Origin of the sequence: Micromonospora sp. M71_S20 (genome assembly GCF_003664255.1) — a bacterium.
Taxonomy (GTDB): Bacteria; Actinomycetota; Actinomycetes; order Mycobacteriales; family Micromonosporaceae; genus Micromonospora.
Genome location: NZ_RCCV01000003.1, coordinates 691,792 through 713,557 on the forward strand (window position 1 = coordinate 691,792; position 21,766 = coordinate 713,557).

At 74.4% G+C, this 21,766-nt stretch carries 22 protein-coding genes; 11 read left to right on the forward strand and 11 right to left on the reverse strand.

All coding sequences use genetic code 11. The features are described 5' to 3' along the window. Positions 1-81 precede the first annotated feature (81 nt). Both DER29_RS28385 and DER29_RS35645 read right to left on the reverse strand, forming a co-directional pair. Positions 82-867 (reverse strand): carbohydrate-binding protein, encoded by a 786-nt coding sequence (locus DER29_RS28385; RefSeq protein WP_233600190.1) that lies wholly within the window; start codon positions 865-867, stop codon positions 82-84. 183 nt (positions 868-1,050) lie between these two features. Continuing rightward, a complete protein-coding gene (locus DER29_RS35645; protein WP_233600191.1) occupies positions 1,051-1,947 on the reverse strand; it encodes a helix-turn-helix domain-containing protein in 897 nt (298 codons plus the stop codon). A gap of 310 nt (positions 1,948-2,257) precedes the next feature. Between DER29_RS35645 and DER29_RS28395 the strand changes: the two genes are divergently transcribed. Beyond that, positions 2,258-3,598, forward strand: coding sequence for a carbohydrate-binding protein (locus DER29_RS28395; RefSeq protein WP_121400700.1), 1,341 nt, complete (start codon positions 2,258-2,260; stop codon positions 3,596-3,598). Between the two features lie 121 nt (positions 3,599-3,719). Here the strand turns inward: DER29_RS28395 and DER29_RS28400 are convergent, their stop codons facing one another. Further along, a complete protein-coding gene (locus DER29_RS28400; RefSeq protein ID WP_121400701.1) occupies positions 3,720-4,637 on the reverse strand; it encodes a neutral zinc metallopeptidase in 918 nt (305 codons plus the stop codon). 244 nt (positions 4,638-4,881) lie between these two features. Here DER29_RS28400 and DER29_RS28405 point away from each other — a divergent pair, with 244 nt between their 5' ends. Then, positions 4,882-6,486: an ABC-F family ATP-binding cassette domain-containing protein gene (locus tag DER29_RS28405; protein WP_121400702.1), complete on the forward strand. Its 1,605-nt coding sequence runs from the start codon at positions 4,882-4,884 to the stop codon at positions 6,484-6,486. A gap of 175 nt (positions 6,487-6,661) precedes the next feature. Here DER29_RS28405 and DER29_RS28410 read toward each other — a convergent pair whose 3' ends face one another. Beyond that, positions 6,662-7,261, reverse strand: a complete 600-nt coding sequence (locus DER29_RS28410) for a cadmium resistance transporter (protein WP_121400703.1) — start codon at positions 7,259-7,261, stop codon at positions 6,662-6,664. 246 nt (positions 7,262-7,507) lie between these two features. Here DER29_RS28410 and DER29_RS28415 point away from each other — a divergent pair, with 246 nt between their 5' ends. From DER29_RS28415 to DER29_RS28425, 3 genes are all read left to right on the forward strand, one after another. After that, the gene (locus DER29_RS28415; RefSeq protein WP_007462679.1) at positions 7,508-7,735 is read left to right on the forward strand and encodes a helix-turn-helix domain-containing protein; all 228 of its coding nucleotides are present in this window, start codon (positions 7,508-7,510) and stop codon (positions 7,733-7,735) included. Between the two features lie 46 nt (positions 7,736-7,781). Beyond that, the gene (locus DER29_RS28420; RefSeq protein WP_121400704.1) at positions 7,782-8,549 is read left to right on the forward strand and encodes an enoyl-CoA hydratase/isomerase family protein; all 768 of its coding nucleotides are present in this window, start codon (positions 7,782-7,784) and stop codon (positions 8,547-8,549) included. A 116-nt stretch (positions 8,550-8,665) separates the two neighbouring features. Then, positions 8,666-10,645 (forward strand): ABC transporter ATP-binding protein, encoded by a 1,980-nt coding sequence (locus tag DER29_RS28425; RefSeq protein WP_121400933.1) that lies wholly within the window; start codon positions 8,666-8,668, stop codon positions 10,643-10,645. 106 nt (positions 10,646-10,751) lie between these two features. Here the strand turns inward: DER29_RS28425 and mug are convergent, their stop codons facing one another. The 6 genes from mug to DER29_RS28455 all read right to left on the reverse strand — a co-directional run bounded on the left by mug (position 10,752) and on the right by DER29_RS28455 (position 15,079). Further along, complete coding sequence (mug, locus tag DER29_RS28430) at positions 10,752-11,378, reverse strand: G/U mismatch-specific DNA glycosylase (protein WP_121400705.1); 627 nt, start codon at positions 11,376-11,378, stop codon at positions 10,752-10,754. After that, positions 11,378-12,145 (reverse strand): SDR family oxidoreductase, encoded by a 768-nt coding sequence (locus DER29_RS28435; RefSeq protein WP_121400706.1) that lies wholly within the window; start codon positions 12,143-12,145, stop codon positions 11,378-11,380. The genes mug and DER29_RS28435 overlap by 1 nt, the downstream gene beginning before the upstream one ends. Positions 12,146-12,212: 67 nt before the next feature. Further along, positions 12,213-12,659, reverse strand: coding sequence for a hypothetical protein (locus DER29_RS28440; protein WP_121400707.1), 447 nt, complete (start codon positions 12,657-12,659; stop codon positions 12,213-12,215). Continuing rightward, positions 12,656-13,474 (reverse strand): DUF692 domain-containing protein, encoded by an 819-nt coding sequence (locus DER29_RS28445; RefSeq protein WP_121400934.1) that lies wholly within the window; start codon positions 13,472-13,474, stop codon positions 12,656-12,658. The genes DER29_RS28440 and DER29_RS28445 overlap by 4 nt, the downstream gene beginning before the upstream one ends. Continuing rightward, positions 13,471-14,379: a TIGR04222 domain-containing membrane protein gene (locus tag DER29_RS28450; protein WP_121400708.1), complete on the reverse strand. Its 909-nt coding sequence runs from the start codon at positions 14,377-14,379 to the stop codon at positions 13,471-13,473. Before DER29_RS28450 ends, DER29_RS28445 begins: the two co-directional genes overlap by 4 nt. A gap of 127 nt (positions 14,380-14,506) precedes the next feature. Then, entirely contained in the window at positions 14,507-15,079 is a 573-nt protein-coding gene (locus DER29_RS28455; protein ID WP_121400709.1) for a TetR/AcrR family transcriptional regulator, read from the reverse strand. Between the two features lie 103 nt (positions 15,080-15,182). On the opposite strand from DER29_RS28455, the gene DER29_RS28460 reads away from it, so the two are divergent. The 3 genes from DER29_RS28460 (at position 15,183) to DER29_RS28470 (ending at position 17,982) form a co-directional block, all read left to right on the forward strand. Then, on the forward strand, positions 15,183-16,052 hold the full coding sequence (locus DER29_RS28460) for a carbon-nitrogen hydrolase family protein (RefSeq protein WP_121400710.1): 870 nt from the start codon (positions 15,183-15,185) through the stop codon (positions 16,050-16,052). 58 nt (positions 16,053-16,110) lie between these two features. Then, on the forward strand, positions 16,111-16,755 hold the full coding sequence (locus DER29_RS28465; protein WP_121400711.1) for an HAD family hydrolase: 645 nt from the start codon (positions 16,111-16,113) through the stop codon (positions 16,753-16,755). Positions 16,756-17,046: 291 nt separating this feature from the next. After that, on the forward strand, positions 17,047-17,982 hold the full coding sequence (locus DER29_RS28470; RefSeq protein WP_121400712.1) for an RIO1 family regulatory kinase/ATPase: 936 nt from the start codon (positions 17,047-17,049) through the stop codon (positions 17,980-17,982). A gap of 47 nt (positions 17,983-18,029) precedes the next feature. Here DER29_RS28470 and DER29_RS28475 read toward each other — a convergent pair whose 3' ends face one another. Next, positions 18,030-18,278, reverse strand: a complete 249-nt coding sequence (locus DER29_RS28475) for a DUF2630 family protein (protein WP_121400713.1) — start codon at positions 18,276-18,278, stop codon at positions 18,030-18,032. Positions 18,279-18,356: 78 nt separating this feature from the next. On the opposite strand from DER29_RS28475, the gene DER29_RS28480 reads away from it, so the two are divergent. From DER29_RS28480 to DER29_RS28490, 3 genes are all read left to right on the forward strand, one after another. Beyond that, complete coding sequence (locus DER29_RS28480) at positions 18,357-19,277, forward strand: GNAT family N-acetyltransferase (protein WP_121400714.1); 921 nt, start codon at positions 18,357-18,359, stop codon at positions 19,275-19,277. 202 nt (positions 19,278-19,479) lie between these two features. Beyond that, positions 19,480-20,817 (forward strand): cytochrome P450, encoded by a 1,338-nt coding sequence (locus DER29_RS28485; RefSeq protein WP_370040779.1) that lies wholly within the window; start codon positions 19,480-19,482, stop codon positions 20,815-20,817. Beyond that, positions 20,814-21,719, forward strand: coding sequence for a terpene synthase family protein (locus DER29_RS28490; RefSeq protein ID WP_121400716.1), 906 nt, complete (start codon positions 20,814-20,816; stop codon positions 21,717-21,719). Before DER29_RS28485 ends, DER29_RS28490 begins: the two co-directional genes overlap by 4 nt. Positions 21,720-21,766 lie beyond the last annotated feature (47 nt).

Genomic DNA, 21,766 nt, shown 5'->3' on the forward strand with positions numbered 1-21,766 from the left:
CGGGCCGGCCCGCCTGCGGACCGGGTCACCCGCCCGTTCGCCATCCCGTCGGCGGACGGGCGACCGCTCCACGGTCGTGCGTCAGTCCCGGGCCCAGAGCGCCGGCGCGTTCGGCGGCTCCCAGCCGGGCTGGGCGGTGTGCGCCTGCAGGCAGCGGTAACCGCCCCCGCCGTAGGTGACCCGGGCGCCGGCCGGGTACGCGGTGCCGGCCGCCCAGGTACCGCCGGGTGCGGTGCCGGTCGGCGTGGGTGTGGGACCGGAGGTCACGTTGAGGACGAAGTCGAAGCTCGCCTCCCGGCCGCCGTTCGCCGTGCGTACCGTCATCAGCAGCGCGGGGTCGAAGAGCGTGTCCGTGCTGTTGCGGGGCTCGCCGGGGAAGTACAGCTGGGTGGTGAGCACCGGCCGGTTCGGCGCCTGCGCCTTGACGTGGATGTGCCGCGTCCGTCCGGGATAGAGGCCCGGCACGATCGTGCTGAGCCGGTACGCGCCCGACGCGTCGGTGAACTGGTGGCCGCGCAGCCGGTAGCCGATGTTGTCGTAGCCGCCGTTGGTGTCGGCCTGCCAGAAGTCCAGCAGCACGTCGGGGAGCGGCCGGCAGTCCAGCCCGAAGACGTGGCCGGTGACCGTGAGTCGGGTGCCGACCGTGCCGGCCTCGACCAGCGAGGATCGGCGCGGTGAGTTCGGCTTGAAGTAGGGGCCCTCCATCTGCGCCGGCGTCGGGTCGTCGCCGTCGTCGCAGTACGGGGTGAGGGGCGGTGCCGACGCGGGGTCGGCCGTCCTCGCGCCCACCGCCCGCGCGGCGCCGGTGACGAGGAACGGGGCGGGCAGGGCCAGTGCCGCCGCCCGCAGCACGCTCTTGCGTGTCACGCCGCCGTGGGGGCGGACATCGTCTGGCTCCCGTGCGTCGCTGGCTGCACCGTTCATGAGCGTTCCTCCTGGTGGGCAACGGGTGTCGGGGCCCGGCCGGCCCGGGAAGTCCCGGCACGTCCGGGCGGGCCGGCGCGGCCGGCGACCCGACGCTATTGACGGACGTCGGGATGCGTCGATGTGTCAGCCGGCGGAATCGTGGTGTTTTCCGCCGTGCCGGCGGAACGCGCCGGGGGAGTCGCCGGCCTCCCGGCGGAAGAACCGGCAGAAGTAGGCGGGGTCGGCGAAGCCGAGCCGCTCGGCGATCGCGGCCACGGTGAGGTCGGTCCGGGTCAGCAGGCGTTTCGCCTCCAGGACCCGGGCCCCGCGGATCAGCCGGGCCGGGGTGGCGCCGGTGGCCAGCGGGACCGCGTCGTTGAGGTGGCGCTCCGACACGCCGATGCGACGGGCGTACGCGCGGGGAGGCTGGCCGACGAGGTCCGGCTCGCCGAGCAGTTCCTCGAAGCGGCGGGCGATCGCGGCGGCGCGCTGGTTGCGGGTGCCCGGCCCGGGCGGCGGGCCGGGGGTCGGGCCCGTGGGCCGGGACCGGCGCACCTCGGTGAGCAGCAGGTGCAGGTAGGCGCGCAGGGTGCTCGCCCGGCCGGGCCCACCCCGGCGGTACTCGGCCGTCGTCCAGCGCATCAGGGTGGCGATCCGCCTCGCCTGCGTGTCGTCGCGTGGGCGCCAGGAGCGGTGTCCCGAGCGGTGCAGCGCGTCGCGGTCGGCCGGGAAGGTCAGCAGGAATTCGGCGGCGCAGAGCAGCACGTGCCCGCGTAGGTCGCGCTGGTCCTGCCAGTGGTGCACCTGGCCGGGCGTGACGACGAACAGGTGAGGCGGCCGGACGGGGTGGGCGTCGAGGTCGATGACGTGCGTGGCCCGCCCGTGGGTCACGTACACCAGCTCGTAGAAGACGTGCCGGTGCGGGAAGTCGGCGCGGGAGAGCGGGCCGATCTCCTCGAAGGACCCGACGGCGAAGGGCAGCTCGTCCGGGGCGGGCACCGCCAGGTCGTGCCGGGGCAGCGCCGGCGACGGGCCGGTCACCGGACTCGAGGAGCGGGTGGCCGGCCCGGGGGCCGTGGCGGGTCGTGAGGGGACGGTCCTGGTCCGGGGGTCGTACGGGCGCGGCGGGGACACGGGCGGCTCCGTTCGCGGTGCAGGGACGGGTGGCGATCGGTCGCGACCTGTATTGACGGCGTCGGATGTCTAACCTACGGTGAGGGCAACACAGTTAACAACATTTGTTGTTGCGTCTGTAGCGCATCGCCACCGCCCCGCCGTACGGCACTCGCGTGCCTGCTCAGGCGGGCCTGATCCGACCCTCCACATCGTTCTGACCGCGAGGAGACCCCCCATGCTCCGACGACCAGCCACCGTGGCGGCAACTACCCTGAGTGCTGCCGCTCTGGTGCTGACCATGGCCCTGGCCACCCAGGCCGGCGCCGACACCACCCCCACCCCGACCGCGCCGGCCGCCGGTTCCGACGGCGTCGCGCCGGAGATGTTCGCCGCCCTGCAACGGGACCTTCGGCTGACCCCGGACCAGGCCCGCGCCCGCCTGGCGGTCGACGATCGCGCCAGCCGCGCGCAGCAGGTGCTGCGGACCACGCTCGGTGCCGGCTACGGCGGCACCTGGGTCACCGCCGAAGGGGCCGCCGTGGCGGTCGGCGTCACCCGCGCCGCCGACGCCGACCCCGTCCGCGCCCTCGGCGCTGTCCCGGTCCCGGTCACCTACGGCGAGGACACCCTGCACGCGGCGGTTGACCGGCTGAACCGCCGGGCCGCCGCCGCGCCGGCCACCGTGGTCGGCTGGTACGCCGACCTTCCCGGCAACTCCGTCGTGGTGCTGGCCCGCGACGGCGGCTCGGCCGCGGCCCGGTCCTTCGCCGCGGCGGCGGGGGTGCCGGCCGGCGCGGTGCGGGTCCAGGCCAGCACCGAGAACCCGAGGCCGTACGCCGACGTGATCGGTGGCAACGCCTACTACACCGGCGGCAGCCGGTGCTCGGTCGGGTTCTCCGTCAACGGCGGGTTCGTCACCGCCGGGCACTGCGGCCGGGTCGGCGCCCGCACCTCCCAGCCCGGTGGCACCGTCCGCGGCTCCACCTTCCCGGGCCGCGACTACGCCTGGGTGCAGGTGGACGCCGGGAACACCCCGCGCGGGCTGGTGAACGACTACCGCGGCGGCACGGTCACGGTGGCGGGCAGCGTCGAGGCGGCCGTGGGGGCGGCGGTCTGCCGGTCCGGCTCCACCACCGGCTGGCGCTGCGGCACCATCCAGCAGAAGAACGCCTCGGTGACCTACCCGGAGGGCACCGTCACCGGGCTGACCCGGAGCAACGCCTGCGCCGAGCCGGGCGACTCCGGCGGCTCGTGGATCTCCGGCGACCAGGCCCAGGGGGTCACCTCGGGCGGCTCCGGCAACTGCACCACCGGCGGGACGATGTACTTCCAGCCGGTCAACGCGATCCTGGCGGCGTACGGGCTGAGCCTCGTCACCGCCGGCGGCCCCGCGCCGACCCCCACGCCCACCTCGACCGGCAACCCGCCCGGCGGCACGACCTGGCAGGTCGGCACCGGATACGCCGCTGGCGCGACGGTGAGCTACGCGGGCCAGTCGTACCGCTGCCTGCAGGGACACACCGCCCAGCCGGGCTGGGAGCCGCCGAACGTGCCGGCGCTCTGGCAGCGGGTCTGACCGCCGCCGCTCCGCCACGCGTACGCGCCACGGGCCCGGTCACCGACCGGGCCCGTGGCCTGCCTGTGCGGGAGGTGGCGGCGTGCTCGCCGGGGCCCGCCGTCTCCCGCCCGACGGGGGGTCAGAGGCTGCCGCGGAAGGTGTCGCAGGACTTCGGGTCGCCGGTGGAGTAGCCCCGGGTGAACCACTCCTTGCGCTCGGCGGAGGAGCCGTGGGTGAACTCGTCCGGGTTCACCGGCCGGTTGGCCCGCTTGGAGATGGCGTCGTCGCCGATCTTCTCGGCGGTGTCGATGGCCTGCTGGATGTCCTGCTCGCTGATGCTGGTGAAGATCTTCTGGCCGCTCGCGTCGGCGGTGCCGGTGGCGTTCTTCGCCCAGGCGCCGGCGTAGCAGTCGGCCTGCAACTCCAGCTTCACCGAGAGCGCGTTCGCGTTGTCCGGGTCGCGCTGCTGCTGGCGGCGCATCTGGGCCTCGGTGCCGAGGAGGTCCTGCACGTGGTGGCCGTACTCGTGGGCGAGCACGTACGGCTGGGCGAACTCGCCTTCGGCGCCGAGCTGCTGGGCGAGCACCTGGTAGAAGGTGAGGTCGATGTAGACGAGGTCGTCGGCGGGGCAGTAGAACGGGCCGACACCGGAGTCGGCCTGCCCGCAGGCGGTGTTGACGCCCTGGCTGAAGAACACCGTCCGGGACGGGCGGTACTGCTCGCCGAACGCCTCGGGCAGGGCCTTCTGCCAGTACGCCTGGATGGAGTTGACGTAGAGGGCGTTGCGGCAGTCGAGCTGCTGGAGCGCGTCCTCGGCCGAGCACTTCTGCTCCAGCGACGTGTTGTCGCCCTGCGGCTCGTCGCCGCCGTTGGTGGCCGCGTTCAGGCCGAAGCCGCCGCCGACGAGCGCGACGAGCACCGCGATGACGAGGCCGACGATGCCGCCCCGGCCGCCGCCGATCGGGATGGGGATGCCGCCCAGCCCACCGCCCCCGCCGGATCCTCGGCGGTCGTCCACCTGGCTGGTGTCGATCCGCGCGTTCTCGTTCAGCTCCATGTCAACCCCGATCACCGTTTTGATCCGTCTTGGTGGTTGCGGTACCGGACCGGGTCCGGACGGCGTTTCGGTACCCGATGATCTTGATCGGTAATCCGGCGGGGCGGTCCGGCGGCGCCCGGTACACTTGCCCCGTGCTGCTCTGCGAAGGCTGAACCGCCCCGCGCCGACGGGCCTCGTGCTCGCCGGCGCTTTCGCGTGCCCTGAGTCAGCCCTTCCAGACCCCGAGAGCGAGTCCTCCGACATGATCACTGCCACCGGCCTGGAGCTGCGCGCCGGCGCCCGCATCCTGCTGTCCGACACCACGCTGCGGGTGCAGCCGGGTGACCGGATCGGCCTGGTCGGCCGCAACGGCGCCGGCAAGACCACCACGCTGAAGGTGCTCGCCGGCGAGGGCCAGCCGTACGCCGGCCAGATCGACCGCCGCAGCGCCATCGGCTACCTCCCGCAGGACCCCCGGACCGGCGACCTGGAGGTCACCGGCCGCGACCGGGTGCTCTCCGCCCGGGGCCTGGACGTGCTGATGGCCCAGATGAAGGAGATCGAGACCAGGCTCGCCGACGGCGCCGACGACAAGCTGGTCCGCCGCTACGGCGCGCTGGAGGACCAGTTCGCCTCCCTCGGCGGGTACGCGGCGGAGGCTGAGGCCGCCCGGATCTGCGCCAACCTCGGCCTGCCGGACCGCGCGCTGGCCCAGACCATCGGCACGCTCTCCGGCGGTCAGCGCCGCCGCATCGAGCTGGCCCGGATCCTGTTCCGCGACGCGGGCGAGAACGGCGGCGGCATCCTGCTGCTCGACGAGCCGACCAACCACCTCGACGCCGACTCGATCACCTGGCTGCGCAGCTTCCTCGCCAACCACAAGGGCGGCCTGATCGTGATCTCCCACGACGGCTCACTGCTGGAGTCGGTGGTCAACAAGGTGTGGTTCCTCGACGCCACCCGCTCCGTGGTCGACGTCTACAACCTGGGCTGGAAGGCGTACCTGGAGGCACGCGAGACCGACGAGCGGCGCCGCCGCCGGGAGCGGGCCAACGCCGAGAAGAAGGCCGGCGCGCTGATGGCGCAGGCCGACAAGATGCGGGCCAAGGCCACCAAGACCGTCGCCGCGCAGAACATGGCCCGGCGGGCCGAGAAGCTCATCTCCGGCCTGGAGGAGGTACGCGTCGCCGACAAGGTGGCGAAGGTGCGCTTCCCGAGCCCGGCCCCGTGCGGCAAGACCCCGCTCACCGCGACCGGCCTGTCGAAGTCGTACGGCTCGCTGGAGATCTTCACCGACGTGAACGTGGCGGTCGACCGTGGCTCCCGGGTGGCCATCCTGGGGCTCAACGGCGCCGGCAAGACCACCCTGCTGCGGATGCTCGGCGGCCTGCTGGAGCCGGACACCGGCGAGGTGCACGCCGGCCACGGCCTGCGGCTCGGCTACTACGCGCAGGAGCACGAGACGCTCGACGTGGACCGTACGGTGCTGGAGCACATGCGCAGCGCCGCCATCGAGCAGACCGACACCGACCTGCGCAAGATCCTCGGGGCGTTCCTGTTTTCCGGCGACGACGTGGACAAGCCGGCCGGGGTGCTCTCCGGCGGCGAGAAGACCCGGCTCGCGCTGGCCACCCTGGTCTGCTCCGGGGCGAACGTGCTGCTGCTCGACGAGCCGACGAACAACCTCGACCCGGTCAGCCGGGAGCAGGTGCTCGACGCCATCGCCCGCTACCCGGGCGCGATCGTGCTGGTCACCCACGACCCCGGCGCGGTCATGGCGCTGAAGCCCGACCGCGCCATCCTGCTGCCCGACGGCGACGAGGACGCCTGGAGCGACGACCTGCTCGAACTCGTCGAACTGGCCTGACCCACGCACTCTGACCCGCCCCGGTCCTGGTCCTGGTCCTGGTCCGTCGACCATGAGGCTGTCGCACTCCGCCCCTGCGTGTCGCGACGGAAACTTCATGATCGACCCGGCGGGGTGACCCCGGTGGGGCGACTCGGCGGGGGTCCAGTGGGGTGGGTGCGGGTGGGTCGTGCAGTCAGCGCAGGAGGTCGCGCAGGTGGGGCAGGATGCCCGAGGTGGCCAGGATGACCACGCCGATGGCGATGAAGATCGCCGGTACGAGCCAGTGGCCGGCGCGCCCGACCAGCCCCGTGACCCGGGGGTGGTTGCCGAGCCAGGCGCCGGCCGCACACCACAGCGCGATGAGCACCACGAAGACCAGCAGGAAGACCGCGCTGTCCGCCGGGCCGAGCGCCCGGAACACCGGTACGTAGACGGCGATGTTGTCGGCGCCGTTGGCGATCGTCACCCCGGCCACGCCGACGGTGGAGCCCACCACCGCGGGTGTCTCGTCGGCGCCGCGGTCGAGCAGCGCGCGGACGCCGAGAGCGACCGGCAGCAGGCCGAGCAGCCCCGTCCAGGGGTCGGGCACCACCAGGAGCCCGGCCGCGACCACGGCGCTGGCCAGGGCGAGGGCGCCGATGCCCAGGTACTGCCCGGCGACGATCTGCCAGGGCCGGGGGCGGCCTGTGGTGCGGGCGGCGACGAAGAGCAGCGTCAGGACGACGATGTCGTCGATGTCGGTGGCGGCGAACACCACGGCGGCGCCGGCGGCGGTGCCCAACAGGTCGATCACGCCAGCAGGGTACGGGCGGGCCACCCGCCGAGCCCGCTGAGCCCGCCGAGTCCGCCGCGCAGGCCGAGTCTGCCGCGCGTGGTGCGGGCGGGCGTCGCGGAGGTCGGGAGCATCACGCTATCGGGAAGCTGACATTGCATAGCGTGTCGGTTGGCGAAGAGTTGATATCTGGCGCATGATCGTTCGAGGCGGTCTAATAGGTGGGACCGTATCCGAACCGCACAGTCTGGGACGTGAGGACACAGCATGGCAGCCACTGGCACAGCCACCAGCACTGAGAAGGGTCGCCGGATCGTCGGAGCCGAGCGTCAGACGCTCGCCAAGGACCTGGTAAAGCGGTACACCTCGGGTGAGAGCATCCGCGCGCTCGCGGCCTCGACCGGCCGTTCCTACGGGTTCATCCACCGGGTGCTCACCGAGTCCGGGGTTCAGCTGCGGCAGCGTGGCGGCGCCCGACGCCGCAAGAAGGCGTGACCCGCCCACCAGCGTCGTCCATCAGCGCCGCTCCCCGGGTCGCTCGGTGACCGCCGAGGCGACCGGGGTCCGGCTGGAATGCGACGGGCCGGTTGCGACGGTCACGTTGTGCCGGCCCGACGTGCTCAACGCGCAGACCCCGGCGATGTGGCGCGCGATGAGCGACTTCTCGCGGGACCTCCCCGGCGACGTCCGCGTCGTGGTCGTACGCGGCGAGGGGCGGGCGTTCTCCGCCGGCCTCGACCTGTCGGTGGCCGGAGCCTCCGGCCCGGGGTCGTTCGCCGAGCTGGCCACCCTGCCCGAGCAGGAGTGCGCCGACCGGATCGCGGAGTACCAGGGCGGTTTCACCTGGCTGCACCGTCCCGACGTCGTCTCCGTCGCCGCCGTGCAGGGGCACGCGATCGGCGCCGGCTTCCAGCTGGCGCTCGCCTGCGACCTGCGCGTGCTCGCCGAGGACGCGAAGCTCTCCATGGCCGAGGTGACGCTCGGCCTGGTACCGGATCTCGCCGGCACCGGCCGCCTGGTCGACCTGGTCGGCTACAGCCGTGCGCTGGAGATCTGCGCGACCGGCCGGCGGATGGACGCCGCCGAGGCGGACCGGATCGGCCTGGCCACCCTGGTGGTGCCGAACGCCGAGCTGGGCGCCGCGGTGCGTGACCTGACCGCCGGGCTGCTGGCCAACGACCGCAACGCGGTGGTGGAGATCAAGGCCCTGCTGGCCGGCGCGACCGGTCGGTCCGCCGCGGACCAGCAGCGGGCCGAGCGGGAGGCGCAGACCCGCCGGCTGCGTGATCTCGCCGGGCGGGGAGAGTAAGTAGTAAGGACCGTTCGGGAAGATCAGGGTTACGGCCGAGGTTGTCAGAGTCGTCGGGAGAATTGACCTGACGGTGCGGTCAGCCCGACGACCCGGAGGTGAACGTGTCCAACTCGATGTCGGGCGGCGGCATGGCCGGTTGGAGCATGCTCCGATCGATGCGCAACCGCGACGAGATCTCTACCCACCGGCTCAAGCGCGGGGTGGCCCGCCGGATTGTGGCCTTCGCCGGGCCCTACCGCCGGGACATCGTCGTCTTCCTGGTCACGGTGGTGCTGGCCGCGGTCATCGGCGTCGCCACCCCGGTGCTCGCCGGCGACGTGATCGACACGATCACCCGGGGCGGCACCGACGCCGGCAACGCGGTGGTCCGGCTGGCCCTCGTCATCGCCGGGCTCGCGGTGGCCGACGCGCTGCTCTCCCTCGCCCAGCGGTGGTATTCGGCCCGCATCGGCGAGGGCATCATCCTCGACCTGCGCACCCGGGTCTACGACCACGTCCAGCGGATGCCGCTGCAGTTCTTCACCCGCACCCAGACCGGCGCGCTGGTCAGCCGGCTCAACAACGACGTGCTCGGTGCGCAGCGGGCGTTCACCTCGACCCTGTCCGGGGTGGTCAGCAACGTCATCCAGCTCGTGCTCACGGCCGCGGTGATGTTCACCCTCTCCTGGCAGATCACCGCGCTCTCGCTGGTGCTGCTGCCGGTCTTCATCATCCCGGCCCGCCGGGTCGGCAAGCGGCTCGCCGAGATTACCCGGGAGTCCTACAACCTCGACGCGAAGATGAACGCGACGATGACCGAGCGGTTCGGCGTCTCGGGCGCGTTGCTGGTGAAGCTCTTCGGCCAGCCCGAGGTGGAGGCGCGCCGGTTCGCCGGGCGGGCCGAGCGGGTCCGCGACATCGGCATCCAGTCCGCGATGTACTCGCGGACCTTCTTCGTGGCGATGCTGCTGGTCGCCTCGCTGGCCCAGGCGCTCACCTACGGCCTCGGCGGATGGCTGGCGGTCACCGGCAACGTCAGCGCCGGCACCGTGGTGACCCTCGCATTGCTGCTCACCCGCCTCTACGGCCCGCTGACCGCGCTGTCCAACGTCCGGGTCGACGTGATGAGTGCGCTGGTCTCCTTCGACCGGGTCTTCGAGGTGCTCGACCTGAAGCCGACGATCGAGGAGAAGCCCGACGCCGTGACGGTGCCCCGGGCCAGCGGCCGGGTCGAGTTCCGCGACGTCCGGTTCCGCTACCCCAGCGCCGCCGAGATCTCGCTCGCCTCCCTGGAGGAGGTCGCCGCCCTCGACCGTACGGTCAACGAGCCCGTGCTCAAGGGCGTCTCGTTCGCGGTGGAGCCGGGGCAGATGGTGGCGCTGGTCGGCCCCTCCGGCGCCGGCAAGTCGACGCTGTCGATGCTGATCTCCCGCATCTACGACGTCACCGACGGGCAGGTGCTGGTCGGCGGGGTCGACGTCCGCGACGCCACCCTCGCCTCGCTGCGCGACGAGATCGGCGTGGTCACCCAGGATTCGCACCTGTTCCACGAGACCATCGCCGAGAACCTGCGCTACGCCAGGCCCGACGCCACCGACGACGAGATCTGGGCGGCCCTGGCCGGGGCGCAGGTCGCCGACCTGGTCCGGTCGCTGCCGGAAGGGCTGGAGACCCTCGTCGGCGAGCGCGGCTACCGCTTCTCCGGCGGCGAGAAGCAGCGCATCGCCATCGCCCGTCTGCTGCTCAAGGCCCCGTCGATCGTGATCCTCGACGAGGCGACGGCGCACCTTGACTCGGAGAGCGAGGCCGCCGTGCAGCGGGCGCTGTCGGTGGCGCTGACCGGGCGTACCGCGCTGGTGATCGCGCACCGGCTCTCGACCGTCCGCGACGCCGACCAGATCCTGGTGCTCGACGACGGGCGGATCGTCGAGCGGGGGCGACACGAGGAACTGGTGGCCGTGGGCGGGCTCTACGCCGAGCTCTACCGCACCCAGTTCGCGGTCGCCGACTCGCCCACCCCGTACGCCGACGCGACCGGGCCCGAGCCGGTGGCCGTGCCGCCGCTGCGGCCCTACCTCGCCGACGAGGCGCTGCCGCCGGCTGCGGCCAACTGACGCTGCCGCCGGCTGCGGCCAACTGACGCTGCCGCCGGCTGCGGCCAACTGACGGCTGCCGCCGGCTGCGGCCAACTGATGCTGCAGCCGCCAACCGACACGCGCCTCAGCCGGCGGCGACCGCCGCCCGCAACTCCCCGAAGGCGGCGCCGAGCGTCTCGGGGGTGAAGTGCGCGTTCAGGCCGCTGGGGTTGGGCAGCACCCAGAGCCGGGCGCCGGCCAGCCGCTGCGGCTGCGGCCCGAAGGCGGCCTTCGGCCGGGCGAACCCGATTCGGTACGCGGTCACCCCGACCACGGCCACCCACCGGGGGTGCTGCCGCTCGACCTTGCCGGTGAGGATCTCCGCCCCCTCGACCAGCTCGGCCGGGGTCAGCTCGTCGGCGCGGGCGCTGGCCCGCGCGACCATGTTGCTGATGCCCAGCCCGTACCCGGGCAGCTCGTCCTGCTCGCTGGGATGCAGCAGCCGGGGCGTGAAGCCGCCCCGGTGCAGCGCGGGCCAGAACCGGTTGCCCGGCCGGGCGAAGTGCCACCCGGTCGCGGCCGACCACAGGCCCGGATTGATGCCCACGAAGAGCACGTCCAGGCCGGGGGCGATGACGTCGGGGATGGTGCGCTCGGCCGCCGCGGCGAGTTCCTCCCGCGTGGGCCGCGGATACCGCCCGGCCGCCTCCGCCGCCCGCCCCCGCCGCCGGGCGGGCGAGCCGGGACCCGGCCTGCCGGCGGACGCGGCCATCACAGGCCCCGCAGCACGCCGCCGTCGACCGGCACGGTGACCCCGGTCAGGTAGCTCGCGGCGGGGGAGAGCACGAACGCGGCTACCCGACCGAACTCGGCCGGCGCGCCGATGCGGCGCAGCGGGATGGCGGCCTCGGCCTCCGCGCGGGCCCGTTCCGGGTCGCCGGTGGCGGCGAAGAGCTCCACGTTGCGGTCGGTCATGATCCGTCCGGGCAGCAGGCCGACCACCCGCACGCCCCGGGGCCCGTACTCGTCGGCGACGTCCTTGGCTATGCCCGCCAGGCCGGGCCGCAGGCCGTTGGAGATGCCCAGGCCGGGCACCGGCCCGCGCGCCGAGGTCGACAGCACCAGCCCGACCGCCCCGCCGTCGCCTCCGGCCAGGTTCTCGGCGACGGTGCGGACCATGCGTACGGTGCCGAGGAAGACCGTCTCGAAGGAGCGGCGCCACTGCTCGTCGGTGACCGAGGCGGCGCTGCCCGGCGGCGGCCCGCCGACCGAGACCAGCGCCCCGTCGAGCCGTCCGAAGTGCTCGCGGGCCGCGGCCACGAGGCGCTCCGGCGTCTGGGCGTCGGCCAGGTCGGCGGTGAGCCCGACCGCCCGCTCCGGCCCGCCGAGGCGCTGCGCGGCGGCGGCCACCGCGTCGGCGTCGCGGGCGGAGAGCACCACGCGGGCGCCGTCGGCGACGAGGCACTGCGCGGTGGCGAAGCCCAGCCCCCGGGAGGCGCCGGTCAGTACGTACACCCGATCGGTCAGTCCGAGATCCATGCCGTCGATCCTGCCGCACCCGACCGGATCCGCCAGCGGGGCCCTCGGGCCGATGCGCGGCGGGCGGTCAGCGGCGGGCGGGACGCAGCAGGCGTACCCGACCGGCGACCTGGACCGCGACGGCCCCGCCGGCGCGCCCCCATGCCGGCAGCCGACGTGGGCGCGGCGGCCGGCGCCCGTCGTAGCGGTCGGCGGCCTCGCGCGCGGCCAGCTCCTCCGCGCCGAGCGGCGGCAGCGCGCCCCGGTCTCGCAGGTCGCGGGCCAGGTCCCAGCCGTCGCACACCGAGCCCCCGGTCGGCCGCCTCGCCGCCCACCGGGCGAAGGTCTCCGGCCACCGGGGGCCGAGTCCGGCGGCGAGCAGCGGCCAGTGCCGGGCCACCTCCCCGGCGCGCTTGCGCAGCAGCGCGGTCCCGGCGGCGGCGACCGTTGCCGGGTCGAAGCCCGCCGGCACCGGGCCGCCGGCGACCAGCGCCGCCACCAGCGCCGCCTGCCGCTCGGCCAGGTCGCCGCTCACGTCACCACCGGGAAGCCGGACGCGGCGGCGAGGGCGTCCAACTCGGCGCGGAGCGCCGTTGCGGGCGGGTAGTGCCCGTCGCGTTCCAGCAGGATGGCCGGCGGCCGGCGGCGGGCGCACAGCTCGCGCAGCAGGTCGAGCACCGCCGGGGGCACCGGATCGGTGTGCGTGTCGTGGTAGTAGCCGCCGTGGTCGGCGCCGCCCGCCACGTGCACGTAGGAGACCCGCTCCAGCGGCAGCCGGTCGAGCAGCACGAGCGGGTCGGTGCCCCGGTTGCGGGCGTTGGCGTACACGTTGGCGACGTCGAGCAGCAGGAACGCGCCGGTGCGGTCCAGGATCTCGGTGAGGAAGTCGGCCTCGTCCAGCTCGTCGTCGGGCCAGTCGAACAGGGCCGCGATCGGTTCCAGCGCGAGCGGCACCGGCAGCGCGGCCTGCGCGCGGGCGACGTTGGCGCAGACCGCGTCGACCGCCTCCCGGCTGCGGGGCAGTGGCAGCAGGTGACCGGCCTCGACGCCGCCGGCCCGGACGAAGGCGATGTGCTCGCTGACCAGCGGCGCCCCGACCAGCTCCGCCACCGCGCCCAGGTGGGCGACGCGCGCCGGGTCGACCGGTTCCGCGCCGCCGAGGGAGAGTCGCACGCCGTGCGGTACGACCGTCACGCCGCGCTCCCGCAGCGCGGCCAGCCCGGCGGGCGGGGGCCCGGTCGCGGCGACGCTCTCCGCGACCACCTCCACGAAGCGCAGCCCGGGCAGGTCGGCGACGAACCCCGCGATCTCGGGCCGCCAGCCGATGCCCACGCCGGCGGGGCCGGTCATCCGCCGCACCCGCCTCCGCCGCAACCCCCGCCTCCGCCGCACGAGCTGCCCCCGCTGCACGAGCTGCCGCCGCCGCACCCGCCGCCGGAGGAGGCGCCGGAGCCGCTGATCGCCTGGCGCTGGATCTCGGCCTGGCTGGCGAAGCCGGGGTCCATGGCGTAGAGCGACGCGGTGCCGAACAGCGCGACCCCCATCGCGGCGCCGGCCGCGCCGTAGGTGGCGTAGGCGGGGGTTGCGGCGGGCGCGAGATAGGTGTGCCGACGCCGCAGGTCGCGCAGGGCCCGGGTGGCGGCGCGGGTGCGCCACGGCACCCGGTGCAGGAGGACGGCCACGACGATCAGCGGGACCTGGCTCAGCACGAGCCAGCCCACCGGGCGGTCGTTGCCCAGGCCCGCGAAGATGCGCAACACGCCGACCAGCAGCAGGGCGGAGAGCAGGAACGCGCCCCGGCGCAGCGCGGCCCGGTCGGCCGGTGCGAGCGCGAGCCCGCGCTGCTCCAGACTCGTCCTGAGCTGGTCGAGCGCCCGGCGGACCCACTCGTCACGGGCCAGTTCCCGGGTGGTGGCGTTGCGCCCGGCGGCCAGGTGGACGGCCTGGTCGAGCGGCGTGATCCCGGCCGGCAGCGGACCGCCGGTGGTGAGCCGCCGGTCCGGGCGTACGCCTATGGCCCCGCTGCTGCGCAGCCCGCCGAGCGAGGCCCAGATCGCCAGCTGCTGCCCGCCGTTGAGGTAGGCGACCTGCTGCGGGCCGAGCTGACCCAGGTCGCCCACCTGTGGCCCGGCGAGGACCGAGAGCCGGTGGACGACCGTGCCGACGATGATCACGACGGCGGCGAGGAGATAGACCCCGAGGAAGGCGGGACCGGAGATGCCCCAGGTGTCACCAGGTGCGGCGAGGACGGTCATGTGCTGCTCCTGTCGGGCGAGGGGGATCGCGACCCAATTGTGGAGCAGGCCCGCCAGGGCGGACCCACCGCGTGGACCGAGTTACCGGACCGATACGCAGCGGCGCGAGGGCGGCCGGTGGGGCAGGTCAGCGGCGGCGGACGGCCTCCTCGACCAGGTCGAGCACCGGGCCGAGGTCGCCGGCTGGACGGCCCATCGCCAGGTGCAGCACCAGGCCGTCGTAGGCGAGTTCGAGGAACTGCGCCAGCACGTCGATCGGCACGTCCTCGCGGAGCACGCCCGCCTCCCGCTGCCGGGCCAGTCGGTCGCGGGTCGCCTCGGCGATCGCCGCCGACCGCTCCGCCCACCGCTTGGCGAACGCCGGGTCGGTCCGCAGCCGCCGGGAAACCTCGAGCTGGCTGCCCAGCCAGCCGGTGGTGTCGGGGGAGACCGCGCCGGCCAGCAGGTCCCGCATGACCTGGACCAGGCCGTTGCGGGCCACCGTCTCCACCATGGCCGCGGCGTCGTCCTCGGCCACCGCCAGGAAGAGCGAGTCCTTGTCGCGGAAGTGGTGGAAGATCGCGCCCCGGGACAGCCGGGTGGCCTCCTCCAGCCTGCGGACCGTGGCGCCCTCGTAGCCGTGCCGGGCGAAACACGCCCGCGCGGCGGCGAGGATCTCCTGCCGGCGCGCGTCGAGCTGGTCCTGACTTACTCTGGGCACGGGTCGATCGTGACAGCTCACCCCCGGCTATGCAAACCGTACGTACGGCTTGGGTGACCGCGTAAATGATCATCGTGTGCGCGGCGCCGGTTAGGATCGGCCCGTGACGCCACTCCCCACCGCCGTCGCGGTCCCCGCCGCACCGCTGACCGTCGCGGCCGTGCAGGCCGAGCCCGTCCCCGGCGACGTGGCCGGCAACGCGGCGAGCGCCGCCCGGCTGGTCCGCCGCGCCACGGAGCGGGGTGCCCGGGTGACCGTGCTGCCCGAGCTCTTCCTGCCCGCGTACCACCTGCCGACGCTCGCGGCCGATCCGGCCGGCACCGACGTCGCGGCCGACGCGGCGGGCGCGGTGACCGACCCGCGGCTGGACCCGCTGCGCGAGGCGGCCCGCGACGGCGGCGGCGCCGCGGTGGTCGGCGCCGCGGTCCGGCACCCGGACGGCCGGCGGACGATCTCCGCCCTGCTGGTCGACCGCGCCGGCGAGGTCCGCGTCGGATACGACAAGCAGCAGCTGTGGAGCGGCGAGCGGGAGCTGTTCGTCGCCGGCGACCGGGGTGCCACCCTGCTCGTCGACGACTGGCGGCTCGGGATCGGCATCTGCTACGACGGCTGCTTCCCCGAGCACGGCCGGGCCGCGGCGGCCGACGGGGCGCACGGCTACCTCTGCCCGAGCGGCTACCTGGCCGGCTCCGAGCACCGCCGCGACCTCTACTACGCCGCCCGCGCGCTGGACAACACGATGTACGTGGTGTTCGCCAACCTCGTCGGCGGCGCCGACCCGTGGCGGTTCAACGGCGGCGCGGCGGTCTACGACCCGGAGGGGCGGCCGCTGGCCCGGGGCGCGGACACCGGCGAGGCCGTGCTGGTCGTCGCGCTCGCCCCGGAGGCCCTCGCGGCGACCCGGGCCGCCCACTGCATGCTGCTCGACCGCCTGCCCCACCAGGGCGGCGCCCGTTCGGCGCTGCCGGCCTGACGGCGCCGGGAGGGGCCGGCACTGTCGGCGGGCGGTCGTGCTCCCGTAGGGTGCCCGAGTGCCGCTGCTCCTGCTGGACCTGGACAACACGCTGCTCGACCGGGCCGGTCCGTTCCGCGCCTGGGGCGAGCGTTTCCTGGCCGGTGTCGGCGCGCCGCCGACCGACATCGACTGGCTGCTGTCCATCGACGCCGACGGGCTGACCGACCGGTGGGACGTGGCCGACGCCGTGCGTGACCGGTACGGGCTGCGGATGCCGTCCATCGACCTGGTCGAGGAGCTGCACGACGGCGTGGTGGCCAACATCCGGCTCCATCCGCTGGTCGCCTGCGCGCTGCGGATCGCCGACGAGGCCGGCTGGACACCCGTGGTGGTCAGCAACGGCGGGGTACGCCAGCAGGAGGCCATGATCCGGCGTACCGGGCTGGACCGCTACGTCGCCGACTGGGTCATCTCCGAGGAGGTCGGCGTCAGCAAGCCCAACCCGAGGATCTTCGCGCTGGCCGCCCGGCGGGTACGGCTGCCCCTGCGCGGCGCCTGGGTGGTCGGCGACGGCCCGGAGGTGGACATCGGGGGCGCCGCCGCCGTGGGCCTGCCCAGCGTGTGGCTGCACCGGGGGCGGAGCTGGGTCGACGACCGGTTCGCCCCCACCCGCACGGCGGACGGCGTGATCGCCGCCGTCGCGACGGTGCTCGCCGGCTGACGCAGGCGCCGCCCGCCGCCCGCCCGCCGACGCGGTGGCTGGTCACGGTCCCTGCGCCGGAGCGGGGTCGGACGTGGTGCCGGGCCGGGCGGCGGGGTGCCGGCCGGGGCCGGGCGTGGGTGCCGGGCCGGACGTAATTCGGTTGACCGGGGTGGCGTCGGCCCGTGAGCATGGTCGGCGCATCGTGCAACCGGGCCCGCGCCCGGTCGAGGAGAGGGGGTCGGTCATGGCCGTCTTCGCAGGTCGCTTCCACCTGCCCCCATCAGCCTCGAGCAAGGGATCACCACCGCAGTGCGCGATCACGACCTTCCGGCGCGCGAGCGCCGTACCCGCGGCAAGCGCCGCTTCGACGACGACGAACAGCTCTTCCTGAAGCGTGGCCGGGCCGCCGAGCCCGTTCCCGCCGACCCCGACGCCGAGCCCGACCCCGACACGGGGGAGCGCTGGTCCTCCTGGGACGACGCCGTGCACGGCCCGGAGCCCCACCCCGACTGGCTGATCACCGAGCTGGCCGCCAAGGACACCGAGCTGGGCATGCTCAAGACCGGCAAGGAGGCGGACGTCCACCTGGTCCGCCGGGCGGTGCCCGGCACCGACCGGTCCTGCCTGCTGGCGGTCAAGCGGTACCGGGACGCCCAGCACCGGTTGTTCCACCGCGACGCCGGCTACCTGGAGGGCCGCCGGGTCCGCCGGTCCCGGGAGAACCGGGCGATGGCCGGCCGTACCGCCTTCGGCCGGCAGATGATCGCCGGGCAGTGGGCGGCGGCCGAGTTCGCCGCGCTGGCCCGGCTCTGGGAGGTCGGCGCCCGCTACGGCACGATCACCGTCCCCTACCCGGTGCAACTGCGCGGCACGGAGCTGATGCTGGAGTTCCTCGGCGACCAGGACGAGGGGCTGGCCGCACCCCGGCTGGCCCAGCTGCGGCCGGAGGCGGGGGAGCTGCGCGAGCTGTGGGGGCAGCTCGTCGACGCCCTCGTGGTGCTCGCCCGCGCCGGCCTCGCGCACGGCGACCTGTCGCCGTACAACCTGCTGGTGCACGCGGGGCGGCTGGTGCTGATCGACCTGCCGCAGGTGGTCGACGTGGTGGCCAACCCGCAGGGGCCGGAGTTCCTGGCCCGCGACGTGCGGGTGGTCGCCACCTGGTTCGCGGCCCGGGGCCTGCCCGCGGCGGACGCCGACCCGGCCGCGCTGACGGCGCTGCTGCTGCGGGAGGCGGGGATCCGCTGACCTCGACGTCCCGGGCGGCCAGGCACCGGCCGCCCGGGACCCCCGGGTCACTGGAGGTAGCGCTCGACCGCCGGCTTGGGGCGCGTTCCCTGGGCGTCCGGGTCGCCGTGGGTCTGCCGGGCGGCCCGCCGCCGGCGCAGCAGGTCCCAGCACTGGTCGAGGGACTCCTCCAGCTCGCGCAGCCGGGTGCGGGCGTCGTCGTCCGTGCCCGACTCGCCGGCCTGCGCGTCGGCGCGCAACCGGTGCTCCTCGTCGACCAGCTCGGAGATCCGGTTCAGGATGGTCTTGTCGTCCATGCCCTGAGCCTGGCACAGGCCACGCGGGCGCGCCCGGGTTCCGCCGCCGCCTTAGCCGCTGCGGTAGGTTGCCCAGCCATGGTCCCCACCCTCCGGGCCGCCGGCCCCTCCGACCTGGTGCCGGTCGCCGACCTGCTCCGCGCCGCCCGGCCCCACCTGGTGGTCACGCCGGAGCTGCTCGCCTGGCAGGCGGCCGGCAAGCCGGCCGAGCGCTTCGGGATGCTCGTCGCCGAGACGGGCGACGGGATCGCCGGCGTCGCCCGGACGGGGCTGCTGTACGAGAGCGCCGAGCCGGGGCTCGGCTTCGTCAACCTGGTCGTGTGCCCCGAGGGGCGGGGGCGGGGCGTCGGGTCGGTGCTGCTCGCCGCCGCCGAGGAGCGACTCGCCGGGCTCGGGGTGCGCCGGGCGTACGCGCGGGTCGTCGACGAGCCGGCGCCGCTCGCCTTCGCCGAGCGGCGCGGCTACCGGCCCGGCCGGCGCAGCGTGATCCTGGGCCTGGACCTGTCGGCGGTGGTGTTGCCGGCCGCGCCCGTCGCGCCGGCCGGGGTGCGGCTGGGCACGGCCGCGGACCTGGTCGACCCGCGTCCGCTGTACGAGGCGGACCTGGCCGCCGCCGCGGACGAGCCGGGCGACGTCGGGATGGACGAGATCAGCTTCGACGAGTGGCGGGCCGCGTACTGGGACCGGCCGGACCTGGACCGGGCGCTGAGCACGGTGGCGACGGCCGACGGTGTGGTGGTGGCGTTCAGCCTCGCGCTGACCGACCGGCGGGACCGCTACCTGTCGGGGATGACGGGCACCCGCAGCGGGTGGCGGGGCCGGGGCCTCGCCCGGGCGGTCAAGCACGCGTCGCTGCGGGCGGCCCGCTCGGCGGGCCTCCGGTGGGCGTCCACGATCAACGACGCCGGCAACGACGCGATGCGGACGGTCAACGCGTGGTGCGGATACCGGCCGGTGTCCGCCGAGTGTCGCTACCTGCGGGAGTTGCCTCGTCGCTGACCGTCCACTGTTGACAGTGGGACATTTCGCAGCACAAACACTGGAACTGCTGTCCTCATTGGTGAGATGCTTCCGCACTCGGGCGGCGGAAGTTCCACGTGGGACCGCCCGGGGACCACTGTCGAGACGACGAGGAGACCTGGTACGCATGTCCAGCTTGCGTGACGGCCACGGCGTCGCCCTCCCCGCGAACCCGCGCACGATCCCGCTGCGGCGGGCGCTGCCCGCCCTGCTCCGGGATCCACTCGGCGCGCTGGTCGGCTTCGCGGAGGGATCCGGTGGGGAGGTCGTCCGGCTCAACCTCGGGTCGTTCCGCCCGTACCTGGTCAGCCACCCCGAACACCTGCAGTACGTGCTGCGCGACCGCGCGGACAACTACATCCGGGACGGTCGGGGGCTGCTGTGGCGTCCGGTCCGCCGGGTCGTCGGGGAGGCCATCCTGGTCGCCGAGGGGGAGGTGTGGGAGTCCAGCCGTGGCGCCCTGCTACCTCTGTTCACGGCGAAGCGGGTCGAGACCCTGGTGGACCGCATGGCCGAGGTGATCAGCGAGGCGGTCGACGAGTGGGACGAGCCGGCCCGGCAGGGGCGGCCGATCGACACGGCCGCCGAGCTGACCCGGATCGTCCTGCGCACCACCATGCGGGTGCTCTTCGCCGACCGGATCTCCGTGCCGGAGGCCGAGCGGATCAGCGCCGCGCTCGACACCGTCACCACCTCGATGATCGCCCGCCTGCTGGTGCCCTTCGTGCCCTACTCGGTGCCCATGCCCGGCGACCGCGCCTTCCGGGCGGCCGTGCGGACCATCGACGAGGTGGTGCTGCCGATCATCCGTGAGGCGCGGGCGCGGCCGAGCGACGACGACGACATCATCTCCATCCTCTGCCGGCCCCGTCCGGACGGCAGCATGCCGGACGAGTACCAGATCCGCGGCGATGTCGTGGCCATGTTCTCCACCGCCACCGAGACCACCATCGCGCTGCTGTCCTGGCTCTGGCCGGTGCTGGAGACCCAACCCGAGGTCGCCGAGCGGCTCTACGCCGAGGTGGACCGGGTGGTGGGCGGCGGCCGGGTCCGGCGGGAGCACCTCGCCGAACTGCGCTACGGGCGCATGGTGCTGGACGAGATGCTGCGGCTGTATCCCGCCGGTTGGATGGTCCCCCGCACGGCGGTCGCCGACGACGTGCTCGGCGGGGTGCGGGTCAAGGCGGGCGCGACGGTGCTGATCAGTCCGTACGTGACCCAACGGATGCCGATGTTCTGGGACGACCCGGAGCGCTTCGACCCCGAACGCTTCTCGCCGGACCGGCCCCGTCGCCGCTACCGCTACTCCTACTATCCCTTCGGCGGGGGCCCGCACCAGTGCCTCGGGCAGTACCTGTTCCTCCTGGAGGCGCAGCTCATCGTGAGCACGGTGCTGAGTCGCTTCCGGTTCCGCCCGACCGCGCCGGCCGACCTGACCCCACGGATGGGCGCCTCGCTCTCGCCCCGGCAACGGCTGCGGGTGACCCTGTCGCCGGTGCAGCGGCCGGTCGCCCCGTGAGCGCGACGGACGCGCGGTCGAGGGCCGGCCAGGCCGACGTGGCCGAACAGGGCAGGATCTGCGCCCTGGCCACGCGGGGCGTGCGCGACCTGCAGAAGGTCACCGCCGCGCACCCCGGACTCTTCTCCGCCGACACGTTCGACTCCGCGATGCTCGGTTCCGTCGCCACCGCCATCGCCTTCACCGCTCCCTGGCACAGCGCCGACGAGCTGCGGATCACCACCCGTACGCTGCTCTGGGTCTTCGCCGCCGACTGGCAGGTCGACTACCTCGCGGCGTCCGCCGACGACGTGCGCGCGCTGGTGGCGGAGTGCCTCGCGGTCGCCGACGGCGCCGATCCGCCGGCGGGGCGACACCTGGCCCGGCTGCTGGCCGACATCCGCGACGAACTGGCGACCGTGCCGGCGTTCGACCGGCTCCGGCCGGTGTGGCGCGACGAACTGGAGCGGATGTTCACCGCGGTGGCCCGGGAGTGGGACTGGAAGAAGGCGTCGGGTGCCCCGGGCGGATCCCTGCCCACCCTCGACCGCTACCTCGACAACGCCGACAACCTGGCCTGTTCCTTCGTCAACGTCACCCACTGGGTCGCCACGGGCGACGGAAACTGTCTGCGGCACCTGGACGAGCTGCTGACGGTGGGCCGCGAGGTGCAACGGGTGCTGCGCCTGATCAACGATCTGGCCACCCATCAGCGGGACGTGGAGTGGGGCGACCTCAACGCGCTCATGCTGGTTTCCGACCCGGTCCTCGTGCGCGACCGGTTGGCCCAGCTCACGCAGCGCTGCCACGGGCTGCTCGACCTGTTGGCCGAGCGCGAGCCCCGGCAGGCCGACTACATGCGCCGACAGCTCTCCTTCACCGCCGGCTTCTACCAGGTCTCCGACTTCTGGGGGACGCGATGAGCCCCGGCGGATCCCGGGCGGTCACGGCAGCCGCGCCGCCCGCCGGC

What these genes read in the sequence shown, in the direction of transcription:
- DER29_RS28405 (WP_121400702.1), top strand. Translation starts at nt 4,882, where the DNA reads ATGATCACTGCCACCGGCCTGGAGCTGCGCGCCGGCGCCCGCATCCTG.
- DER29_RS28415 (WP_007462679.1), top strand. Translation starts at nt 7,508, where the DNA reads ATGGCAGCCACTGGCACAGCCACCAGCACTGAGAAGGGTCGCCGGATC.
- DER29_RS28435 (WP_121400706.1), bottom strand. Translation starts at nt 12,145, where the DNA reads ATGGATCTCGGACTGACCGATCGGGTGTACGTACTGACCGGCGCCTCC.
- DER29_RS28450 (WP_121400708.1), bottom strand. Translation starts at nt 14,379, where the DNA reads ATGACCGTCCTCGCCGCACCTGGTGACACCTGGGGCATCTCCGGTCCC.
- DER29_RS28480 (WP_121400714.1), top strand. Translation starts at nt 18,357, where the DNA reads ATGGTCCCCACCCTCCGGGCCGCCGGCCCCTCCGACCTGGTGCCGGTC.
- DER29_RS28445 (WP_121400934.1), bottom strand. Translation starts at nt 13,474, where the DNA reads ATGACCGGCCCCGCCGGCGTGGGCATCGGCTGGCGGCCCGAGATCGCG.
- mug (WP_121400705.1), bottom strand. Translation starts at nt 11,378, where the DNA reads ATGGCCGCGTCCGCCGGCAGGCCGGGTCCCGGCTCGCCCGCCCGGCGG.
- DER29_RS28395 (WP_121400700.1), top strand. Translation starts at nt 2,258, where the DNA reads ATGCTCCGACGACCAGCCACCGTGGCGGCAACTACCCTGAGTGCTGCC.
- DER29_RS28425 (WP_121400933.1), top strand. Translation starts at nt 8,666, where the DNA reads ATGTCGGGCGGCGGCATGGCCGGTTGGAGCATGCTCCGATCGATGCGC.
- DER29_RS28400 (WP_121400701.1), bottom strand. Translation starts at nt 4,637, where the DNA reads ATGGAGCTGAACGAGAACGCGCGGATCGACACCAGCCAGGTGGACGAC.
- DER29_RS28475 (WP_121400713.1), bottom strand. Translation starts at nt 18,278, where the DNA reads ATGGACGACAAGACCATCCTGAACCGGATCTCCGAGCTGGTCGACGAG.